This window comes from Agromyces sp. NPDC060279 (genome assembly GCF_042726785.1).
GTDB lineage: Bacteria > Actinomycetota > Actinomycetes > Actinomycetales > Microbacteriaceae > Agromyces.
Genome location: NZ_JBHXBK010000001.1, coordinates 274,068 through 293,045, shown reverse-complemented (window position 1 = coordinate 293,045; position 18,978 = coordinate 274,068). Strand labels below are relative to the sequence as shown.

At 72.4% G+C, this 18,978-nt stretch carries 20 protein-coding genes; 18 read left to right on the top strand and 2 right to left on the bottom strand.

The genetic code is table 11. From position 1 onward, the window contains the following. Positions 1–30: 30 nt before the first annotated feature. From smc to ffh, 5 genes are all read left to right on the top strand, one after another. Entirely contained in the window at positions 31–3,549 is a 3,519-nt protein-coding gene (gene smc, locus ACFWE1_RS01390) for a chromosome segregation protein SMC (RefSeq protein WP_376931769.1), read from the top strand. A 64-nt stretch (positions 3,550–3,613) separates the two neighbouring features. Beyond that, entirely contained in the window at positions 3,614–4,288 is a 675-nt protein-coding gene (locus ACFWE1_RS01385) for a hypothetical protein (RefSeq protein ID WP_376931768.1), read from the top strand. A gap of 52 nt (positions 4,289–4,340) precedes the next feature. After that, a complete protein-coding gene (ftsY, locus tag ACFWE1_RS01380; protein ID WP_376931767.1) occupies positions 4,341–5,216 on the top strand; it encodes a signal recognition particle-docking protein FtsY in 876 nt (291 codons plus the stop codon). A 34-nt stretch (positions 5,217–5,250) separates the two neighbouring features. After that, on the top strand, positions 5,251–5,739 hold the full coding sequence (locus tag ACFWE1_RS01375; protein ID WP_376931766.1) for a hypothetical protein: 489 nt from the start codon (positions 5,251–5,253) through the stop codon (positions 5,737–5,739). A gap of 61 nt (positions 5,740–5,800) precedes the next feature. Then, entirely contained in the window at positions 5,801–7,384 is a 1,584-nt protein-coding gene (gene ffh, locus ACFWE1_RS01370; RefSeq protein WP_376931765.1) for a signal recognition particle protein, read from the top strand. Between the two features lie 8 nt (positions 7,385–7,392). Here the strand turns inward: ffh and ACFWE1_RS01365 are convergent, their stop codons facing one another. After that, positions 7,393–8,544: a glutamate--cysteine ligase gene (locus ACFWE1_RS01365; protein WP_376931764.1), complete on the bottom strand. Its 1,152-nt coding sequence runs from the start codon at positions 8,542–8,544 to the stop codon at positions 7,393–7,395. A gap of 288 nt (positions 8,545–8,832) precedes the next feature. On the opposite strand from ACFWE1_RS01365, the gene rpsP reads away from it, so the two are divergent. Genes rpsP through trmD form a run of 4 tightly spaced genes read left to right on the top strand, consistent with a single transcriptional unit; the run spans position 8,833 to position 10,827 of the window. Further along, positions 8,833–9,264: a 30S ribosomal protein S16 gene (rpsP, locus tag ACFWE1_RS01360; protein WP_376931763.1), complete on the top strand. Its 432-nt coding sequence runs from the start codon at positions 8,833–8,835 to the stop codon at positions 9,262–9,264. A gap of 4 nt (positions 9,265–9,268) precedes the next feature. Then, positions 9,269–9,505: an RNA-binding protein gene (locus ACFWE1_RS01355; RefSeq protein ID WP_189084786.1), complete on the top strand. Its 237-nt coding sequence runs from the start codon at positions 9,269–9,271 to the stop codon at positions 9,503–9,505. A gap of 1 nt (position 9,506) precedes the next feature. Next, on the top strand, positions 9,507–10,118 hold the full coding sequence (gene rimM / locus ACFWE1_RS01350; RefSeq protein ID WP_376931762.1) for a ribosome maturation factor RimM: 612 nt from the start codon (positions 9,507–9,509) through the stop codon (positions 10,116–10,118). Between the two features lie 16 nt (positions 10,119–10,134). Further along, entirely contained in the window at positions 10,135–10,827 is a 693-nt protein-coding gene (gene trmD / locus ACFWE1_RS01345) for a tRNA (guanosine(37)-N1)-methyltransferase TrmD (protein WP_189085143.1), read from the top strand. Positions 10,828–10,840: 13 nt separating this feature from the next. On the opposite strand, the gene map is transcribed toward trmD, so the two are convergent. After that, entirely contained in the window at positions 10,841–11,608 is a 768-nt protein-coding gene (gene map, locus ACFWE1_RS01340) for a type I methionyl aminopeptidase (RefSeq protein WP_243568126.1), read from the bottom strand. A 122-nt stretch (positions 11,609–11,730) separates the two neighbouring features. On the opposite strand from map, the gene ACFWE1_RS01335 reads away from it, so the two are divergent. From ACFWE1_RS01335 to ACFWE1_RS01295, 9 genes are all read left to right on the top strand, one after another. Beyond that, positions 11,731–12,231 carry a hypothetical protein gene (locus ACFWE1_RS01335; RefSeq protein WP_376931761.1) on the top strand — a complete coding sequence of 167 codons (501 nt, stop codon included), beginning with the start codon at positions 11,731–11,733 and terminating at the stop codon, positions 12,229–12,231. A gap of 198 nt (positions 12,232–12,429) precedes the next feature. Further along, a complete protein-coding gene (gene rplS / locus ACFWE1_RS01330; protein WP_189084790.1) occupies positions 12,430–12,777 on the top strand; it encodes a 50S ribosomal protein L19 in 348 nt (115 codons plus the stop codon). Positions 12,778–12,868: 91 nt separating this feature from the next. Beyond that, on the top strand, positions 12,869–13,618 hold the full coding sequence (lepB, locus tag ACFWE1_RS01325; protein WP_376931760.1) for a signal peptidase I: 750 nt from the start codon (positions 12,869–12,871) through the stop codon (positions 13,616–13,618). After that, positions 13,618–14,307, top strand: a complete 690-nt coding sequence (locus ACFWE1_RS01320; protein ID WP_376931759.1) for a ribonuclease HII — start codon at positions 13,618–13,620, stop codon at positions 14,305–14,307. Before lepB ends, ACFWE1_RS01320 begins: the two co-directional genes overlap by 1 nt. A 6-nt stretch (positions 14,308–14,313) precedes the next feature. Then, complete coding sequence (locus ACFWE1_RS01315) at positions 14,314–14,637, top strand: DUF2469 family protein (RefSeq protein ID WP_243568131.1); 324 nt, start codon at positions 14,314–14,316, stop codon at positions 14,635–14,637. Between the two features lie 111 nt (positions 14,638–14,748). After that, complete coding sequence (locus ACFWE1_RS01310; RefSeq protein ID WP_376931758.1) at positions 14,749–15,105, top strand: YraN family protein; 357 nt, start codon at positions 14,749–14,751, stop codon at positions 15,103–15,105. Then, positions 15,105–16,649, top strand: a complete 1,545-nt coding sequence (locus ACFWE1_RS01305) for a YifB family Mg chelatase-like AAA ATPase (RefSeq protein WP_376931757.1) — start codon at positions 15,105–15,107, stop codon at positions 16,647–16,649. Before ACFWE1_RS01310 ends, ACFWE1_RS01305 begins: the two co-directional genes overlap by 1 nt. Next, the gene (gene dprA, locus ACFWE1_RS01300; protein ID WP_376931756.1) at positions 16,637–17,998 is read left to right on the top strand and encodes a DNA-processing protein DprA; all 1,362 of its coding nucleotides are present in this window, start codon (positions 16,637–16,639) and stop codon (positions 17,996–17,998) included. Before ACFWE1_RS01305 ends, dprA begins: the two co-directional genes overlap by 13 nt. 82 nt (positions 17,999–18,080) lie before the next feature. After that, positions 18,081–18,977: a metallophosphoesterase gene (locus ACFWE1_RS01295; protein ID WP_376931755.1), complete on the top strand. Its 897-nt coding sequence runs from the start codon at positions 18,081–18,083 to the stop codon at positions 18,975–18,977. Position 18,978 lies beyond the last annotated feature (1 nt).

Sequence of the window (18,978 nt, the reverse complement as noted above, 5' to 3'; positions counted from 1 at the left end):
TCCGCAGCGCCCGGAGCAGGAAGGTGGGACGTGTACCTCAAGAGCCTCACGCTCAAAGGCTTCAAGTCCTTCGCCCAGCCCACGAGCTTCGCGTTCGAGCCGGGGGTGACCTGCATCGTCGGGCCGAACGGTTCGGGCAAGTCCAACGTCGTCGACGCCCTGGCCTGGGTGATGGGGGAGCAGGGGGCCAAGACCCTCCGCGGCGGCAAGATGGAAGACGTCATCTTCGCCGGCACCTCGACCCGCGGCCCGCTCGGCCGCGCCGAGGTGAGCCTCACGATCGACAACGCCGACGGCGCCCTGCCGATCGAATACAGCGAGGTCACGATCTCGCGCACCCTGTTCCGCAGCGGGCAGTCGGAGTACGCCATCAACGGCGAGCAGTGCCGACTCCTCGACGTGCAGGAACTGCTGAGCGACTCGGGACTCGGCCGCGAGATGCACGTCATCGTCGGCCAGGGGCGACTCGACTCCGTGCTGCACGCCAGCCCGGAGGACCGCCGCGGCTTCATCGAGGAGGCGGCCGGCATCCTGAAGCACCGCCGCCGGAAGGAGAAGACCCTCCGCAAGCTCGAGGCGATGCAGACCAACCTCACCAGGCTCTCCGACCTCGCGGGCGAGATCCGCCGGCAGCTGAAACCGCTCGGGCGCCAGGCCGAGGTCGCGCGCGAGGCCGCCGGCATCGCCGCCGTCGTCCGCGACGCCAAGGCGCGCCTGCTCGCCGACGAGCTCACCGGCCTCCGCCGGGCGCTCGAGGAGCACGGCCGCAGCGAGCACGAGCGCCACGCCGAGCGGCTCGTCCTGCAGGAGAAGCTCGAGCAGCACCAGGCCCGGGTCGCCGCGCTCGAGCAGACCTTCGAGGGCGACGAGGTCGACCGGGCGCGCTCGCTCGGCTTCGAGCTCGAACAGGCGCAGAGCGCGCTGCGCGCCGTCGACACGCTCGCCAGGCAGCGCATCGCCCTGCTCGGCGGTCAGGGCGAGACCCAGGACGCGGTGCCGACGGTCAGCCGCCAGGACATCGTGCAGGCGACCGACGCCCTCGAGGCGCTCCGCGACGGCATCGGCGCCGCCGCCGCCGAACTCGATCTCGCCCACGAGGCCACGGGCGTCGCCCGCGCCGCGCTCGACGAGGTCGACGCCGAGATCGCGAAACAGAGCGCCCTCGTCTCCGCCTACGATCTCGAGCTCTCCAAGCTCGCCGGCCAGGCCGACGCGGCCGCGTCGAAGCTCGCCTCCGCCCGCGGCGAGGTCCTCAGGCACGGCAACGCCCTCGAGGCGGCCGACGCCCGACGCACTGCGGCCGCCGCCGCGCTCGCCGAGGCCGAGCAGCAGGCCGCGAGCGACGACGCCGGCGAGACCGACCTCGATGAGGCGTACGAGCTCGCCCAGGCGGCCGTGTTCGAGTCCGAAGCCGAGATCGAGCGCCTCCGCGAGGAGCTGCACGGGCTCGAGCGCGAGCAGGGCGCCCTGCAGGCGCGCACGCAGGCGCTCTCCCTCGCCCTCGATCAGCGCGACGGCTCGGCCGCCCTCGTGGCCGCCGGCGTTCCCGGTGTGCGAGGGCTGCTCGCCGAGGGCATGCAGGTGCGGCCCGGCTTCGAGGCCGCGATCGCCGCGGCGCTGGGCTCGCTCGCCGACTCGGTGCTGGTGGACGACCGGGATGCCGCGTTCCGCGCCGTCGCCGCCGCGGCGGACGGCGATCTCGGCCGCGTGTCGATCACCCTCGCCGACGCGGGCGGCGTTCCGGCCGCCGCTGCGGCGCCCGAGGTGCCGGGGCTCACGCCGGCCGCCGAGGTCGTCACGGCGCCGTCGGGCGTGCGCGCGCTGCTCGCGGAGGTGCTCGTGGCCGACGACCTCGACGCGGTCCGCGCCGCGGAGCCCGCCCTCGCGACGCTCGATCGTCCGGTGACGGTCATCACCCGCGACGGAACCGTCGTCGGCCGCTTCGTGCTGCGCGGGGGCTCAGGTCGCAAACAGAGTCGCATCGAGCTCGTCGCCGAGCGCGACGAAGCTCAGAACGCCCTCGACGAGCTGCGCGGCGCACTCGAGCGCAGCCGCACCGCCCTCGCCGAGGAGCGGACGACGCACGAGCAGGCGAAGCAGGTCTCCAAGCAGGCGCTCACCGCGCTCCGCGAGTTCGACGCTCAGCTCGCCCAGCGCACCGAACGGTTGAACCGGGCCCGGGTTCAGCTCGAAGCGGCCGATGCCGAGCTCGAGCGGCTGCGGCAGGCGGCCGCGAGCGCCGAGGGTCGCGTCGGCGAGGCCGAGGCCGCCGCCGAGGCCGGCAAGGCGGCGTACGAGGCCGCGCGGGCGGTGCCGCGGCCCGTGCTCGACGCCTCGATGCGGGACGGCGCGGTGGCGGCGCTCGACGCCGCGCGGGAGCGGGAGGTCGAGGCCAAGCTCGCACTGGAGACGATCCGAGAGCGGGTGCGCTCCGAGGAGGCGCGCATCGCCCAGCTCGAGCGGCAGTTCGACACCGAGCAGCAGCAGGCCGTCGAGGCCGCTCGCCGCGCCGTCATCCGCCGGGCACAGCTCGAGGCGGCGAGCCGGGTCGCCGAGGCGCTGCCCGCGGTGCTCGCGTCCGTCGACGCCTCCGTGGCCGAGGCGCGCGTCGCGCTCGGCCGGGCCGAGGCCGAGCGGGCCAGCCGCAACGAGCAGCTGCAGGCCGTGCGCCGCGAGGAGGCTCAGGTGCGCGAGCGCCTGCAGTCGGTCACCGAGGACGTGCACGGCCTCGAGCTGCGGATCTACGAGAAGAAGCTGCACGCGGCCTCGCTCGCCGAGCGCGCCGAGTCCGAGCTCGGCCTCACCGAGGAGGTCCTCGTCGCCGAGTACGGCCCCGAGCAGGAGGTGCCCCCGGACACTGAGGACGGCGAGGCGACGCCGTACTCCCGCGACGTCCAGCAGCGGCGGCTCGCGCAGGCGGAGCGGAAGCTCGCCCAGCTCGGCCGGGTGAACCCGCTCGCGCTCGAGGAGTTCGCGGCGCTCGAGCAGCGCCACCAGTTCCTCACCGAGCAGCTCACCGACCTCGCGAACACCCGGAAGGACCTGCTGACGATCATCGAGGAGATCGACGGCAAGATGGAGGCGATCTTCCGGGCCGCCTTCGAGGACACCAGGGACGCGTTCGCCGAGGTCTTCCCGGTGCTCTTCCCCGGCGGCACCGGCAGCATCTTCCTGACGAACCCCGACGACCTGCTGAGCACCGGCATCGAGGTCAGCGTGAAGCCGGCCGGCAAGAAGATCGAGCGCCTCTCGCTGCTGTCCGGCGGTGAGCGCTCGCTCGCCGCGGTCGCGCTGCTGATGGCGATCTTCAAGGCGCGTCCCAGCCCGTTCTACATCATGGACGAGGTCGAGGCGGCCCTCGACGATGCGAACCTCGGCCGGCTGCTGACCACCTTCGAATCGCTCCGCGAAGCATCCCAGCTCATCGTCATCACGCACCAGAAGCGCACGATGGAGATCGCCGACGCCCTCTACGGCGTCTCGATGCGTCAGGACGGCGTCTCCGCCGTCGTCGGGCAGCGCGTCCGCGAGGAGCGCGCGGCGAGCTGAACGGCAGGCTGCGACGGGGAGCGCTCCCCATTGCCGCATCCCGGCGGATGGCTAGGCTGGCCGCATGAGCACCGTCAGCACCGCACCTCGTTCCGCGCTCCGCGCCCTCGCGATCGTCGCCGCCGTCGCGGCGCCGCTCGCACTCGGCGGCTGCTTCCCGATCGACGTGACGAACGCCCAGCGCATCGACGGCGGCGGCACGAGCGAGGGCGACGACCCGATCGTCGAGACCGACGGCGCCGAGCTCGACGGGCTCTCCTTCGAGGACGGCGCGCTGCTCACCTCCGCTTCGACCGCCGAGTGGGCCGACGGGCTCATGTTCGACGACGGCTGGACGCTCACGAGCCCGGACGACGGCAACGGCAACTGGGGCTACACCTCGGCCGACGGGGCGTGCACGGCCGCCTACCGGCAGGGCTTCATCGGCGACGTGGACACGAGCTCGGGCGACGACCGGATCGCCACGGACGAGATGCTCGCCGTGGTGTTCGGCGCCACGGCGGACGAGGTCGGCGAGGTCGCCGTCGACGGCGGCTTCGCGCTCGGCGTGCCGGGCAACGACGACGTCGCCACCCGCTACGTCGTCGGCGACGACGGCACGGTCCAGTGGGTCGTCGCGGGCCGTGCGCTCGTGCAGCCCGGCCTCGGCTTCACCCTCACGATCGACTGCACGGGGCAGGACCCCGAGGCCGTGCTCGACGGGCTCAACGAGCTCTCCGCTATCGCGGTGGTGCCCTGAGCGGACGCCGCGCGTGCGCCGCCGGGCGTCGCTGAACGAATAAGCTCGAAGCATGGCAGAACGCGCATCCTGGTCGCTCGGTTCGGCGCTCCGAGGCATCTTCGGTGCGAAGACGATCGACGACGACACCTGGGACGACCTCGAGGCGGCGCTCATCACCGCGGACTTCGGCCCGGGCGTGACCGAGGAGATCGTCGAGCAGATCAAGTCGCAGGTCGAGCGCTACCGCACGACCGATCCGCGCGATGTCCAGCGGATGCTCCGCGAGGTCGTCGAGGAGCGCCTCGCGAAGTACGACCCGACCCTCCGGCTCACCGAGCGACCGGCGGTCGTCCTCGTCGTCGGCGTCAACGGCGTCGGCAAGACGACCACCATCGGCAAGTTCGCCCGCTTCCTCCGCAGCTACGACCGCAGCGTCGTGGTGGGCGCCGCCGACACCTTCCGCGCGGCGGCCGTCGACCAGCTCGCGACCTGGGCCGAGCGCGCCGGCGTCGGCATCGTCCGCCCGGAGCGCGAGGGGCAGGACCCGGCATCCGTCGCGTTCCAGACCGTCGAGCAGGCCAAGCGCGATGGCACCGAGATCGTCGTCATCGACACCGCGGGCCGGCTGCACACGAAGGGCGGGCTCATGGACGAGCTCGGTAAGATCCGGCGCGTCGTCGAGAAGCAGGCGCCGATCAGCGAGGTGCTGCTGGTGCTCGACGCCACGACCGGGCAGAACGGGCTCGCGCAGGCCGAGGCGTTCATCGAGCACGGCGGGGTCACGGGGCTCGTCCTGACGAAGCTCGACGGCAGCGCCAAGGGGGGCTTCGTGCTCGCGGTGCAGGAGAAGACCGGCCTGCCGATCAAGCTCATCGGGCAGGGCGAGGGCATCGCCGACCTGACCGGATTCACCCCGCACGTCTTCGCGCAGAAGCTCGTCGGATAAGCGCAGCAGAGCAGGCAGAGAAGAGGGGCGCGACATGGCCACCGAGCACGACTACTTCGGCGTCGTCGGAGATTACTGGTCGGAAGACGTCGAGTACGCCGACCAGCGGGTCGAGGTCGTCCTGGATGCCGAGGGCGAGTCCGCCTCGACGGCGGCCCTCGATGCGGCGGCCACGCTCGTCGGCGAGCTCGAGCTCGTCGACGACGAGCTGCGCGGTGCGTTCGTCGGCCAGCTCGACTCGTCCTCCTCGCCCGTGGTGCGGTTCCTCGACACCCTGCTCGACGCCGACCTCGAGCAGGCGGAGGACATCGAGGCCGCGATCGGCCGCGAGTCCGGCGACCGCCAGGTCGACGCGCTGCGCTCGCTGAGCCTCGTGCGGGTCGATCTCCGCCCGGAGGCCGATGGCGACGGCGAGCCGTTCGCCGAGTTCGAGTACGGTCTCGCTCCCGACGAAACCGATGAGCGGCTCGTCGCCGTCATCGACGTCGCTCGCGAGATCGTCGACGTCCGTTTCGAGGGCTGAGACGGCCGCACCGCGCCACCGGCCCGCGAGCCTCAGGGCATCCCGATAGAATCGGCCTGTTATGGCTACCTTCGGAACCCTGTCTGACCGCCTCGCCGACACCTTCAAGCACCTCCGCACGAAGGGCAAGCTGTCGGCCTCCGACGTCGACGGCACCGTTCGGGAGATCCGTCGGGCGCTGCTCGACGCCGACGTCTCGCTCGACGTCGTCAAGCAGTTCACCGCTCGCGTGCGCGAGCGGGCGCTCGGCGACGAGGTCAACAAGGCGCTGAACCCCGCGCAGCAGGTCGTCCAGATCGTGAACGAGGAGCTTGTCGGCATCCTCGGCGGTCAGCAGCGGCGCCTCCAGTTCGCGAAGAACCCGCCGACGGTCATCATGCTCGCCGGCCTCCAGGGGGCGGGCAAGACCACGCTCGCGGGCAAGCTCGCGAAGCACCTCGTGAAGGAGGGGCACACCCCGATCCTCGTCGCGAGCGACCTCCAACGCCCGAACGCCGTGAACCAGCTCCAGGTCGTCGGCGGCCAGGCGGGCGTGCCCGTCTACGCGCCCGAGCCCGGCAACGGGGTCGGCGACCCGGTCAAGGTCGCGAAGGACGGCGTCGCGCACGCCACCCGCGCGCAGCACGACGTGGTCATCATCGACACCGCCGGCCGCCTCGGCGTCGACGCCGAGCTCATGAAGCAGGCCTCGAACATCCGCAAGGCGACGAACCCCGACGAGGTGCTGTTCGTCATCGACGCGATGATCGGTCAGGACGCGGTCGCCACCGCGAAGGCGTTCCAGGACGGCGTCGACTTCACCGGCGTCGTGCTCTCCAAGCTCGACGGCGACGCGCGCGGCGGCGCCGCGCTCTCGGTCGCCTCGGTGACCGGTCGGCCGATCATCTTCGCCTCCACCGGTGAGGGGCTCGACGACTTCGAGCCGTTCCACCCCGACCGCATGGCGAGCCGCATCCTCGACCTCGGCGACATCCTCACCCTCATCGAGCAGGCGCAGCAGGCCTTCGACGAAGAAGAGGCGATGAAGGTCGCCGAGAAGCTCGCGAGCGAGCAGTTCACGCTCGAGGACTTCCTGAAGCAGATGCAGCAGCTCCGCGGGGCCGGCTCCATCAAGAAGATGCTCGGCATGCTCCCGGGCGCCGGCGGCATGAAGCAGCAGCTCGAGAACTTCGACGAGCGCGAGATCGTGCGCACCGAGGCGATCATCCAGTCGATGACGCCGGCGGAGCGCAAGAACACGAAGCTCCTGAACGGCTCGCGCCGCCTCCGCATCGCGAAGGGCGCCGGCATGACGGTGACCGACGTGAACCAGCTCGTGCAGCGCTTCGAGCAGGCCGCGAAGATGATGAAGACGGTCGCGCGCGGCGGCGTGCCGCAGATCCCCGGCATGGGGCCGATCCCCGGCGCGGGCGGCTACGGCGGCGGCAAGCGCCAGGCGGCCAAGAACAAAAAGAAGTCGGGCGGCTCGCGCTCGGGCAACCCCGCCAAGCGGGCCGCCGAGAACCAGGCCATCGCCGAGGGGCGCCCGGTCGCCGGGAACGCCGAGGCGTCGAAGGGCGCGGGCTTCGGGCTCGGCGGCGCGAAGGCGCCGACGCCCTCTGCCGACGACCTGGCGAACTTCCAGAAGCTGCTCGGCGGCCGCTGAGCACCGGTTCAGCGCCCGGACGCGTCCATCCCCGAGCGCAGCTCGTGGGCGAGGTGCGCGACGACGGCCTTGAGGTCGCCGTCGCTGGCCTCGGCGACGTGCAGCTGACGCTGGGCGCTCGCGCCCTCGGCGACCATGCGCGCCACCTCGGCGAGCTCGGCGCTGCACCCGAGCCGCTCGGCGACGGGGGAGAGACGCTCGACGAGCTCGAGCAGGTCGTCCGCGACGGGGCGCTCCGTGCCTGAGGCGTCCGTGATCACCACGGCCTGCAGGCCGTAGCGGGCGGCGCGCCACTTGTTCTCGCGCGTGTACCAGGGCTGCAGCACCGTCAGCGGCTCGCCGTGGTCGAGGCGAGTGCTCATCCACTCGACGAGGCACTGCACGAGCGCCCCGATGGCGCCGAGCTCCCTGGCGGTCGAGACGCCGTCGCAGACCCGCACCTCGACCGTGCCCCAGCGCGGGGAGGGGCGGATGTCCCAGCGCACCTCGCTGTGATCCTCGATGACCCCGGTGCGCCGGAGGTCCTCGACGTAGCGCTCGTAGGCGGCCCAGTCGGCCAACGGATAGGGGAGGCCGGCCGTCGGCAGCTGCTGGAACATGAGGGCCCGGTTCGAGGCGTAGCCCGTGTCGACGCCGGCCCAGAACGGACTCGACGCGCTGAGCGCCTGCAGATGCGGGAGGAAGGTGAGCAGGCCGTCGAGGATCGGCAGGGCCTTGTCCCGATCCTCGATGCCGACGTGCACGTGCACGCCCCAGATCATCATGTTGCGGCCCCACCAGCGGGTGCGCTCGATGAGCTTGTGGTACCTCGGCTTGTCGGTCAGCTGCTGGTCGTACCACTGGCTGAAGGGGTGGGAGCCGCTGCAGATCAGCTCGTAGTCGCCGAGCTCCTCGACGACCGCGCGCACCTCGGCGAGCTGGCCCTCGAGATCGGCGACCGCCGCGGCCACGGTCGCGTGCACGCTGCTCACGAGCTCGACCGTGTTCGTCAGGAGCTCCGAGGTGATGAAGGGGTGCTGACCGCCGGGGCTGATCGAGTCGAGCAGCTGCAGCGCCCGGTCGGCCACCGAGGCGAGCTCGCCCGTCTCTCGATCGACGATGGCGATCTCCCACTCGAGGCCGACGGTCGAACGGGGGGAGTCGGCGAACTCGATGGGCATGGGCGGCCTTTCTCGGGACGGATGCCGTGCGGCCCATCATGACACGGGCGGTGCCCGACCCCACCCGTACGACGCCCGATGACGGGCGGCGCGTCGGCCCGGGCGCTCGGGCGGGCGACACGGAGCCGCCCTGGTTCGCGGCGGCCGTCCGGATCTGGCAGAATAGGCGGTTGGACCGCCGCCCGACCCTCTATCAGGCCGTGGTCCGCCCATTTCGAGCTTCCGCCGGGTGTGCACCCCACGCTCCAGGCGATCGGTTCAACTCTCGTTACATCTTCCAGGAGAATCGTGGCTGTCAAGATCCGTCTCAAGCGGCTCGGCAAGATCCGTGCCCCGTACTACCGCATCGTCGTCGCCGACTCGCGCACCAAGCGCGACGGTCGTGTGATCGAGGAGATCGGCAAGTACCACCCCACCGAGGAGCCCTCGTTCATCGAGGTCGACTCGGAGCGCGCCCAGTACTGGCTCTCCGTCGGCGCGCAGCCGACCGAGCAGGTCCGGGCCATCCTCAAGCTCACCGGCGACTGGGGTCGCTTCAAGGGCGACAAGGACGCCGTCTCGACCGTCAAGGTCGCCGCGGCGAAGGAGGCCTTCGTGGCCGACGACAAGAAGAAGCCGGTGCTGAAGCCCAAGGCGGAGAAGCCGGCCAAGGTCGAGGAGGCCCCCGAGGCCGCCGAGACCGAGGCCCCCGCCGACGAGACCGCGACCGACGAGGCGTAACGTCTTGCTCAGGTCCGCGCTCGAGCACCTCGTCAAGGGCATCGTCGAACACCCCGACGAGGTGAAGGTCGTCTCCGCGTCGAGCGCACGCGGCGAGGTCCTCGAGGTTCATGTGAACCCCGAGGACCTCGGCCGCGTCATCGGACGCGCCGGCCGCACCGCCAAAGCGCTCCGCACCGTGGTGACCGCCCTCGCGGACGGTCGTCGAGTCCGCGTCGACGTCGTCGACACCGACGCCTGACGTGGCGCGCGGCAAGCGCCCCCAGCAGTTGCGGGTCGGGCGCCTCACCAAGGCCCACGGGCTGAAGGGCGCCATCAAGCTCGAGCTCTACACCGACGACCCCGAGCGGCGGTTCGTCCCCGGAGCCGAGTTCTCCCTCCAGGTGCCTGCCGAGTCCCCGTGGCACGGCAAGCACCTGGTCTTCCGGGAGCTCCGCTGGTACAACCAGCAGCCGGTCGGGTTCTTCGACGGCGTCGACGACCGCACCGCGGCCGAGACGCTCGTGAAGGCGATCCTCTGGGTCGACATCGATGAGGCCGCCGAGTCCGCCGACGCCGAACCGGACGCCTGGTACGACCACCAGCTCGTCGGGCTCGCCGTCCTGCGCGACGGCGTCCGCGTCGGCGAGGTCGCGCACGTCGACCATCTGCCGGCGCAGGATCTGCTCATCGTCAAGACCGCGTCGGGCGAGGTCATGGTGCCGTTCGTCGCCGCGATCGTCCCCGAGGTCGACCTCGAGGCGGGCACCCTCACCGTGACGCCGCCCGCCGGGCTCTTCGAGGAGCTGCCGGACGAGGCGGAGGCGGCGCAGGGCGACGCCGAGGCATCCGCTGCCGGCGACGACGCGAACTAACGAAGGAGACGGGGCCATCCGGATCGACATCGTCACGATCTTCCCGAGCTTCTTCGATGTGCTCGACCTGTCGCTGCTCGGCAAGGCCAGGCAGTCCGGCCTCATCGAGGTCGCCGCGCACGATCTGCGCGACTTCACGCACGATCGGCATCGCACCGTCGACGACACACCGTACGGCGGTGGCGCCGGCATGGTCATGAAGCCGGAGCCGTGGGGCGAAGCCCTCGACGCGATCGTCGGCGAGGGCCCGTCCGACGCCCTCCTCGTCGTGCCGTCGCCGGCCGGCGAGCCGTTCACGCAGCAGCTCGCCCGCGAGCTCGCCGCGGAGTCGCACCTCGTCTTCGCCTGCGGTCGCTACGAGGGCATCGACCAGCGCGTCGTCGACCACTACGCCACCCGCATGCGGGTGCGGCTCGTGTCGCTCGGCGACTACGTGCTGAACGGTGGCGAGGTCGCCGTCATGGCGATGATCGAGGCCGCCGGCCGGCTCGTGCCGGGGGTGGTCGGCAACCCGGAGTCGCTCGTCGAGGAGTCCCACGAGGACGGCCTGCTCGAGTACCCGAGCTACACGAAGCCGCAGCAGTGGCGGGGCCTGGAGGTGCCGCCCGTGCTGCTCTCCGGAAATCACGGCCGCGTCGCCGAGTGGCGCCACGAGCAGCAGCTCGAGCGCACCCGCGCGGTCCGTCCGGACCTGCTGCCGCCCGAGTAGGGCGCGGCCCGCGTCAGCCGCGGGCGGTGAGCACGATGGGGTCGCCGTCGGTGATGGCGATCGTGTGCTCGGAGTGCGCGCCGCGCGAGCCGTCGGCGCTGCGCAGCGTCCAGCCGTCGGGGTCGGTGAAGATGCGGTCGGTCGTCTCGAGCCACCACGGCTCGATCGCCAGCACGAGGCCGGCCTTCAGCGGCATGCCGCGGCCGGGGCGGCCGGAGTTCGGCACATGCGGGTCGCCGTGCATGGTGCGGCCGACGCCGTGGCCGCCGAAGTCGGTGTTCACGAGGTAGCCGGAGGCCTTCGCGACGTCGCCGATCGCCCGGGAGATGTCGCCGATCCGGTTGCCGACGCGCGCCGCGTCGATGCCGGCGGCGAGGGCCTCCTCGGTGGTCGAGATGAGGCGGAGGTCCGCCTCGCGGGGCGTGCCGACGACGACGGAGATCGCGGAGTCCGAGACCCAGCCGTTCACGGAGGCGGCGAAGTCGAGGCTCAGCAGGTCGCCGTCGCGCAGCACGTAGTCGTGGGGGAGGCCGTGCAGCACCGCGTCGTTGACCGAGGTGCAGATGACCTTGCCGAACGGGCTCGCGCCGAAGGAGGGGTGGTAGTCGATGTAGCAGCTCTCGGCGCCGGCCTTGCGGATCATCTCGTGCGCGAGGGCGTCGAGCTCCAGCAGGTTCACGCCCGGCTTCGCCGCGGCGGAGGTGGCCTGCAGCACGCTGGCCACGAAGCGCCCGGCCGGGCGCATCTCCTCGATCTCGGCGGGGGTCCTCAGTTCGATCACGATCATCCTCTCCGAGACCATTCTGGCGGATGCCGCGGGCGCGGCTCGTCCGTCCAGTCTCCCGGCTCCGCCCTGAGTGAACACCCGGTGCGCTCACAGCGCGCCGAGGTTAGCCTGTCGGCATGGTCCTCAGGCGCCTCTTCTACCGCTGGCAGTTCGTCGCGGTGATCGCGCTGCCGCTCTGGCTCGTCATCGGCTGGGCCTTCTTCGGCGCCGGCGGCTGGGGCACCCTCGGCCTCGTGATCACGGTGCCCGCCGCCTTCCTGACGCTGCTGGTCGTGGCGCTCCTCGTGAACGCCCGGCCGACCGCACGCTCCCAGCGGGCCGCCTCCTGGCTCGACGTCGGCGTCCTCGGCGCCTGGCATCTCGCGATCATCGGCACCGGGTTCTACGGCGCCACGGCCACCCTGTTCAGCGTCCTCGCGATCATCGGCGCCGTCGCGGCGTTCTGGGTCGCCCTGTCGCAGCTCGTCGCCGACGGCTCCCGGCGGATGCGCGCCACGATGGCGGAGTTCGAGCGGCAGGCCGCCGCGCAGGGCGGGGGACCGGTGCCGGGTCCGCAGAAGCCGCCGTTCGACGATGGCGACGGCGACGTCATCGTCGTCCACGAAGTCCGCGACTGAGGCTGAGCGTCTCCTCGCCGCATCCGCCGTCGGGCCGTGTTGGCGGGCGGCGCCGCGATCTGGCAGAATAGACGCTTGTGCCGCTGCTCGGCCCTGCCTCCGGGGAGCCTGCAATGCGCGTCATGCGCGAGGCGGCACCGCACTCTTACCAATTCTGATCCGCGTTCGACCGGTGGCGGGCGCAGAGAGCGAACCATCATGCACATCCTCGACCACGTCGACGCCGCGAGCCTGAAGTCGGACATCCCCGACTTCCGCCCGGGCGACACCGTCAAGGTGCACGTCAACATCGTCGAAGGCACGCGCTCGCGCGTCCAGGTCTTCCAGGGCGTCGTCATCGGCCGCTCGGGCGAGGGCGTCCGCGAGACCTTCACGGTCCGCAAGATCAGCTTCCAGGTCGGCGTCGAGCGCAAGTTCCCGGTGCACTCCCCGATCATCGACAAGATCGAGGTCGTCACCCGCGGTGACGTCCGTCGCGCGAAGCTCTACTACCTGCGCGAGCTCCGCGGCAAGAAGGCCAAGATCAAGGAGAAGCGCGAGAGCTGAACCGCTCGCGTCGAAGCAGCTGTCCGAGCTCCCCGCCCCTACACTGGGACGGGGAGCTCGGCGTTTTTCCGAGCGAATGACACGGGGTTCCATGACAGACGAGACGCAGTCCACCGCGACCACCGATGACCGCGGGCAGCAGAAGCCGGGCAGGAAGCGCGGGGTGCTGCTGTTCCTCCGCGATCTGCTGATCATCTTCATCGTCGCGGTGCTGGTGTCCTTCCTCATCAAGACGTTCCTGATCCGCTCGTTCTTCATCCCGTCGCAGTCGATGCAGGAGACGCTCGAGATCGACGACCGCATCATCGTCAACGAGCTCGTGCCCGATGTCGTGCCGCTCGAGCGCGGCGACGTCGTGGTCTTCCGCGACCCGGGCGGCTGGCTGCCCGTCCGCGAGGAGCCGCAGCAGCCGCCGCTCGTCGCCGCGGTCGACTGGTTCCTCGCCTTCGTCGGTCTCTCCGCGCCCGATTCCAACGACCACCTCGTGAAGCGGCTCATCGGACTCCCTGGCGACCACGTGGTCTGCTGCAACGCGCTCGGGCAGATGAGCGTCAACGGCGTTCCGCTCGACGAGCCGTACGTGGCGCTTCCGCCGGGCGACACCCGGGTCTCCCGCGACGACTTCGACGTCACGGTCCCGGAGGGCTCGCTCTGGGTGATGGGCGACAACCGCTACAACTCGAAGGACAGCCGGTACAACGGCGACACGCCGCTCAAGGGCTTCGTCCCGGTCGACAACGTCGTCGGGCGCGCCTTCGTGGTGAGCTGGCCGCTGTCGCGCTGGGCATGGCTCGGCAACTACCCGGAGGTCTTCGCCGGTGTCGACGAGGGAACGGGCTGATGGCCGCCGCCGCGCCCACGATGCGATTCGAGCGGGAGCTGTTCGCCCGCGGCGCCGAGATCGTCGTCGCCTGCGACGAGGTCGGGCGCGGTGCGCTGGCCGGGCAGGTCGCGGTCGGGATCGTCGTCGTCGACGCGGGAATGCGGCGGATGCCGGCGGGACTGCGTGACTCGAAGCTGCTCCCCGAGCCCAAGCGCGAGCTCCTCGCCCCGCGGGCCGCGGCCTGGGTGCGCGCCTCCGCCGTCGGGGAGGCGAGCGCGGCCGAGATCGACGAGCTCGGCATCATGGCGTGCCTCGGGCTGGCCGGGGCGCGCGCGTTCGCCGCGGTGCGGGAACTCGTCGAGGTGCCGTTCGGCTCGCCGCTCGTGCTCGACGGCAACTACGACTGGCTGAGCCAGGCGATCGAGCACCGCGCCCGGGTCATCACCCGCATCAAGGCCGACCGCGACTGCGCCTCGGTGTCGGCGGCCTCGGTCATCGCGAAGGTGCATCGCGACCGCGCGATGCGGGCGGCGCACCTCGACTGGCCCGTCTACGGCTGGGACGAGAACAAGGGCTACTCCTCGCGGGCGCACTTCGAGGCCATCGCGGAGCACGGGCCGAGCGAACTGCATCGGCGCACCTGGCTCCACGATCGTTCGCGTGAGGCGGAACCCGCCGCCGCGCTCTTCGAGCTCGGCGTAGGATGATCAGCGATGGATGAAGACGAGTTCGACGACTACGACCGCGAGGTCGAGCTGGCCCTGTACCGCGAGTACCGCGACATCGTGTCGCAGTTCCAGTACGTGGTCGAGACCGAGCGCCGCTTCTACCTCGCCAACGAGGTGGAGCTGGTCCGCCGCGACACCGAGCACGACTTCTACTTCGAGCTCACGATGAAGGACGTCTGGGTCTGGGACGTCTACCGCGCCGATCGCTTCGTGAAGAGCGTGCGCGTGCTGACCTTCAAGGACGTCAACATCGAGGAACTCGCCGCGCGCGAGTTCGAGCTGCCGAAGGAACTCGCGCTCGACGAGTAGTCCGCGCTCGTCCGCGGCTGCCGCGGTGAGCGGCGCCCTCTCCACCGAACCGCCCGGACGCGCCGTGCGCGCGCCGATCGTCCGCGACGCTGAGTCGCGGAGGTGGTGCGGATGTCCCACAACGCAGAACTCGGACGCCGCGGCGAAGATCTCGCCGCGGCGCACCTGGAGGCGCGAGGCTTCCGGCTGATCGAACGCAACTGGCGGTGCAGGCACGGCGAGATCGACGTCGTCGCCGCGCACCGGGCCTGCACCGTGTTCATCGAGGTGAAGACGCGGGCGGGCGACCGCTTCGGCCATCCGTTCGAGGCGATCACGGCGACGAAGCTCGCCCGGCTCCGTCGCCTCGCCGCGATGTGGTGCGAGGCGAAGGGCGCGGTGGCGGGGCCGCTGCGCATCGATGCGGTCGCGGTGCTGGTGAGGCCGGGCGAAGCAGCGGTCATCGAGCACCTCGAGGGCATCGGCTGATGCCGGTCGCACGCACCCGGTCCGTGGCGCTCCTCGGGCTCAGCGGATCCATCGTCGAGGTCGAGGCCGACCTCGGCAGCCAGCTCCCGGCGTTCCTCGTGATCGGACTGCCCGACGCTGCGATCGGCGAGTCGCGGGAGCGAGTCCGGGCTGCCGCCGCCAACTCCGGATGCCCACTGCCGGCGCGCCGGCTCACGGTCAACCTCTCGCCGGCCACCTTTCCGAAGCACGGCTCCGCCTTCGACCTCGCGATCGCGATCGCCTGTCTCGCCGCAGCCGAGCACCTCGACGCGGGCTCCGCGGGCTCGCTCGTGCACCTCGGCGAGCTCGGCTTGGACGGCCGCCTGCGCCCGACCGACGGGGTGCTGCCCGCGGTGCTCGCCGCGCGGCGAGCCGGCGTCCAGCGGGTCATGGTGCCCGCGGCGAACGCCTCGGAGGCGGCGCTCGTGGACGGCATCGAGGTGGTCGGCGTCGCCTCGCTCGCCGAGGCGGTCGCCTGGCACGGCGGCGACGTCGAGGTGACCGACGTCGACCCGGTTCCCGCCACGCACGAGCTGGAGCCGCCGCTCGCCCATCCCGGCGACCTCGCCGACGTCGTGGGCAACCCCGAGGCGGTCGCGGCGCTCATCGCCGCCGCGGCGGGCGGACACCATCTGGGCCTGTACGGGCCGCCCGGCGCCGGCAAGACGATGCTGGCGTCGCGCCTGCCCGGGATCCTCCCGGACCTCGGCCTCGACCAGTCGCTCGAGGTCGCGTCCCTGCGCTCGTTGTCCGGGCTCGGGGTCGGCGGGCTCTCGACGCGGCCGCCCTTCGAGGCGCCGCACCACACCGCGAGCGCGGCGTCGATCATCGGCGGCGGCGGCGGTCGGCTCATCCGGCCCGGTGCCGCAGCCCGGGCCTCGCACGGGGTCCTCTTCCTCGACGAGGCACCGGAGTTCCCGGCGTCCGTGCTCGACGTGCTCCGGCAACCGCTCGAGTCCCGGTCGATCTCCATCCACCGGGCGAGCGCGATCGCCTCGTTCCCGGCGAGTTTCCAGCTGGTGCTGGCGGCCAATCCCTGCCCCTGCGGACAGTGGTCGCCGAAGGGCGAGGCGTGCACCTGCGCGCCGAGCGTGAAGCGACGGTACCTCTCGCGCATCTCCGGCCCGCTGCGGGACCGCCTCGACCTCGAGCTGTGGGTGCCCCGCTTGACGACGACGGCGACGAGCGAGGGTGCGGCCGGGCTCGTCTCGAGCGCCGAGGCCCGCGGTCGGGTCGAGCGTGCCCGGGAGGTGGCCGCGGAGCGATACCGCGGCACGCCGTGGCGCACGAACGCCGAGGTGCCGGGGCCGTGGCTCCGCGGAGCCGGCGCGATGCACCGCGGACGCCGGGCGACCGTCGCCATCGATCGGGCGCTCGAGCGCGGCGGGCTCACCATGCGCGGCTACGACAAGGTGCTGCGGCTCGCCTGGACGCTCGCCGACCTCGACGGCGCCGAGGTACCCGACGCCGAGCACGTCGGGCAAGCGAACGTGCTGCGAAGGGCCCCGCTGTGGGCGGCCTGAGCGCCGACGTCGCCGCGGCGCTGCACCGCGCCGAGCCGCTCGTGGCGGCGATGCGGCCTGCGCCGCCCACCGCGGCCGAGCGCGTGGAGGGCGGGAACGCATCGAGCGTGCCGACGCCGGCGGAGGCCGCGTCGCGCGCGCTGCTGGGCGTCCTCGCGGAGCCCGGCGACGGCACCCTCGGCGCCCTCGTCGCGTCGCTCGGCGCACCCGCCGCCGCCGCGTTCGTCGGCGGCGAGCGCCCCGCGGGCGAGCTGCTCCGTGCACATCCGGAGCTCGCGCTCGACCCGGGTGGCCGGGCGGTCGAGGACGGGCTCGAGCGGTGGCGTCAGCGTCTCGCGCCGGACCCGTTCCTGCGTTCGCTCGAGCAGGCCGAACGACTCGGCGCCCGCCTGCTCCTCCCCGGCGACGACGGCTGGCCCGACCGGCTCGACGACCTCGGCGTGCACGCGCCGTTGGCGCTCTGGGTGCGCGGCGATCCGCAACTCGTCGACGCCCGGCCGGGCGTCGCGGTGGTCGGGGCTCGCGCGGCGACCGGCTACGGCGAGCAGCTCGCGCTCGAGACCGCGACCGGACTCGTCGATCGGGGGTGCACGATCGTCTCCGGCGGCGCGTACGGCATCGACGGGGCGGCGCACCGTGCGGCACTGCGGCGCGGGGGAGCGACGGTCGCCGTGCTCGCCGGCGGGCCCGATCGGCTCTACCCCCAGGGCCACGCGGCGCTGCTCGGCGAGATCGTCGAGCGCGGGGCGGTGGTCTCCGAGCTGCCCTGCGGCGCCGCGCCGACGAAGTGGCGGTTCCTCGCCCGCAACCGGGTCATCGCCGCGCTGAGCGATGCGGTGCTCGTCGTCGAGGCCGGGTGGCGCTCGGGAGCCCTCAACACGGCGCATCACGCAGCGTCGCTCGGGCGGCCGGTCGGCGTCATGCCCGGACCGGTGACGAGCCCGGCGTCGGCAGGCTGCCATCGCCTGCTGCGCGAGCAGGAGGCCGTCTGCGTCACCGACGCCGCCGAGGCGGCGGAATTGCTCGGCCCGGGCGGCGAGACGATGCTCGGGCCGCTGGGTGAGGCGCGGCTCGCCGGTGCCCCGTTGCAGAGCGACGCCGCCACGTCGAGCGGCGCCGGGAGCGGCACGGTGAGCCGGAGCGGGCCGTCGGGCCCGCAGCCCGCCGCCGGACTCCGCGAGGTCGAGATCCGACTGCTCGACGCGATGAGCGTGCGGACGCCGCGCAGCGTCGCCGAGCTCGCGGCGCGCGCCGGGCTCGAGCCCTCGCGCACCCTCGGCGCGCTCGGCACGCTCGACGCGCTCGGGCGGGTGCGGCGCACCACCGACGGCTGGCTCATCAGCCGATGAGGGCGGCTCCTGCCGACCACGCCGAGGCCGCGCCGGGCGGTGGCCGAGGTCCGCCGTAGGCTGAGGCCTGGAGGCCAGACGGATGCAACTCGGCAGATACCCGGCAGCGCACACGACGATCGCGCACCTGAGCGACACGCACCTGCTCGCGGGCGGCGCACCGCTCGGCGGCGCGGCCGACACGGTCGCCGCCCTCGGGCAGGCCGTCGAGCAGCTCGATCGGCTCGGCACCGCCCTCGACGCGATCGTCGTGACCGGCGACATCGCCGACCTCGGCGAGCCGGACGCCTACCGGCTCGCCCGCGCCGCGCTCGAACCGCTTGCGGAGCGTGCCCGCGCCGAGCTCGTCTGGGTGATGGGCAACCACGACGAGCGCGAGCCGTTCGCCGTCGGCCTGCTCGATCTCGCCCCGACGCGCGAGCCGCTGCACCGGGTGGTCGAGCTCGACGGGGTCCGCATCGTCTCCTTCGACGTCTCGGTGCCGGGCTGGCACCACGGCGCCATCGACGAGGAGCGCGCGGCATGGCTCTCCGAGGTGCTGTCCACGCCGTCGCCCCGCGGCACCGTGCTCGCGGTGCACCACGCTCCGATCCCGACGCCGATCGCGGTGATGGACGTGCTGGAGCTGCAGGGCCAGGAACGGCTCGCCGAGGTGCTGCGGGGGAGCGACGTGCGGCTCATCCTCGGCGGGCACCTGCACTACCCGAGTGCCGGGAGCTTCGCGGGCATTCCCGTGTCGATCGCCGGGGCGACCGCGTACACCCTCGACGTCAGTGCGCCGCCGCGCGAGCTGCAGGGGGTGGACGGAGGGCGATCGTTCTCCCTCGTGCAGCTCTTCGACGACGGTCACCTCGTCTCCGTGGCACCCGTCGGGCCAAACGCCGTGATCTCCCGCTTCGACGCGGAGTTCGTCGACGAACTATCGAGCCTCGACCCGCCGGCGAGACTCGAGCGATTCTCGCGCAAGCGAGCCGGGTGAC

Coding starts and splice junctions, on each gene's coding strand:
- ffh (WP_376931765.1), top strand. CDS start 5,801: ATGGCTACCTTCGGAACCCTGTCTGACCGCCTCGCCGACACCTTCAAG.
- ACFWE1_RS01335 (WP_376931761.1), top strand. CDS start 11,731: ATGGTCCTCAGGCGCCTCTTCTACCGCTGGCAGTTCGTCGCGGTGATC.
- ftsY (WP_376931767.1), top strand. CDS start 4,341: ATGGCAGAACGCGCATCCTGGTCGCTCGGTTCGGCGCTCCGAGGCATC.
- ACFWE1_RS01310 (WP_376931758.1), top strand. CDS start 14,749: ATGTCCCACAACGCAGAACTCGGACGCCGCGGCGAAGATCTCGCCGCG.
- ACFWE1_RS01365 (WP_376931764.1), bottom strand. CDS start 8,544: ATGCCCATCGAGTTCGCCGACTCCCCCCGTTCGACCGTCGGCCTCGAG.
- ACFWE1_RS01305 (WP_376931757.1), top strand. CDS start 15,105: ATGCCGGTCGCACGCACCCGGTCCGTGGCGCTCCTCGGGCTCAGCGGA.
- ACFWE1_RS01375 (WP_376931766.1), top strand. CDS start 5,251: ATGGCCACCGAGCACGACTACTTCGGCGTCGTCGGAGATTACTGGTCG.
- ACFWE1_RS01385 (WP_376931768.1), top strand. CDS start 3,614: ATGAGCACCGTCAGCACCGCACCTCGTTCCGCGCTCCGCGCCCTCGCG.
- ACFWE1_RS01315 (WP_243568131.1), top strand. CDS start 14,314: ATGGATGAAGACGAGTTCGACGACTACGACCGCGAGGTCGAGCTGGCC.
- ACFWE1_RS01320 (WP_376931759.1), top strand. CDS start 13,618: ATGGCCGCCGCCGCGCCCACGATGCGATTCGAGCGGGAGCTGTTCGCC.
- ACFWE1_RS01295 (WP_376931755.1), top strand. CDS start 18,081: ATGCAACTCGGCAGATACCCGGCAGCGCACACGACGATCGCGCACCTG.
- rplS (WP_189084790.1), top strand. CDS start 12,430: ATGCACATCCTCGACCACGTCGACGCCGCGAGCCTGAAGTCGGACATC.
- lepB (WP_376931760.1), top strand. CDS start 12,869: ATGACAGACGAGACGCAGTCCACCGCGACCACCGATGACCGCGGGCAG.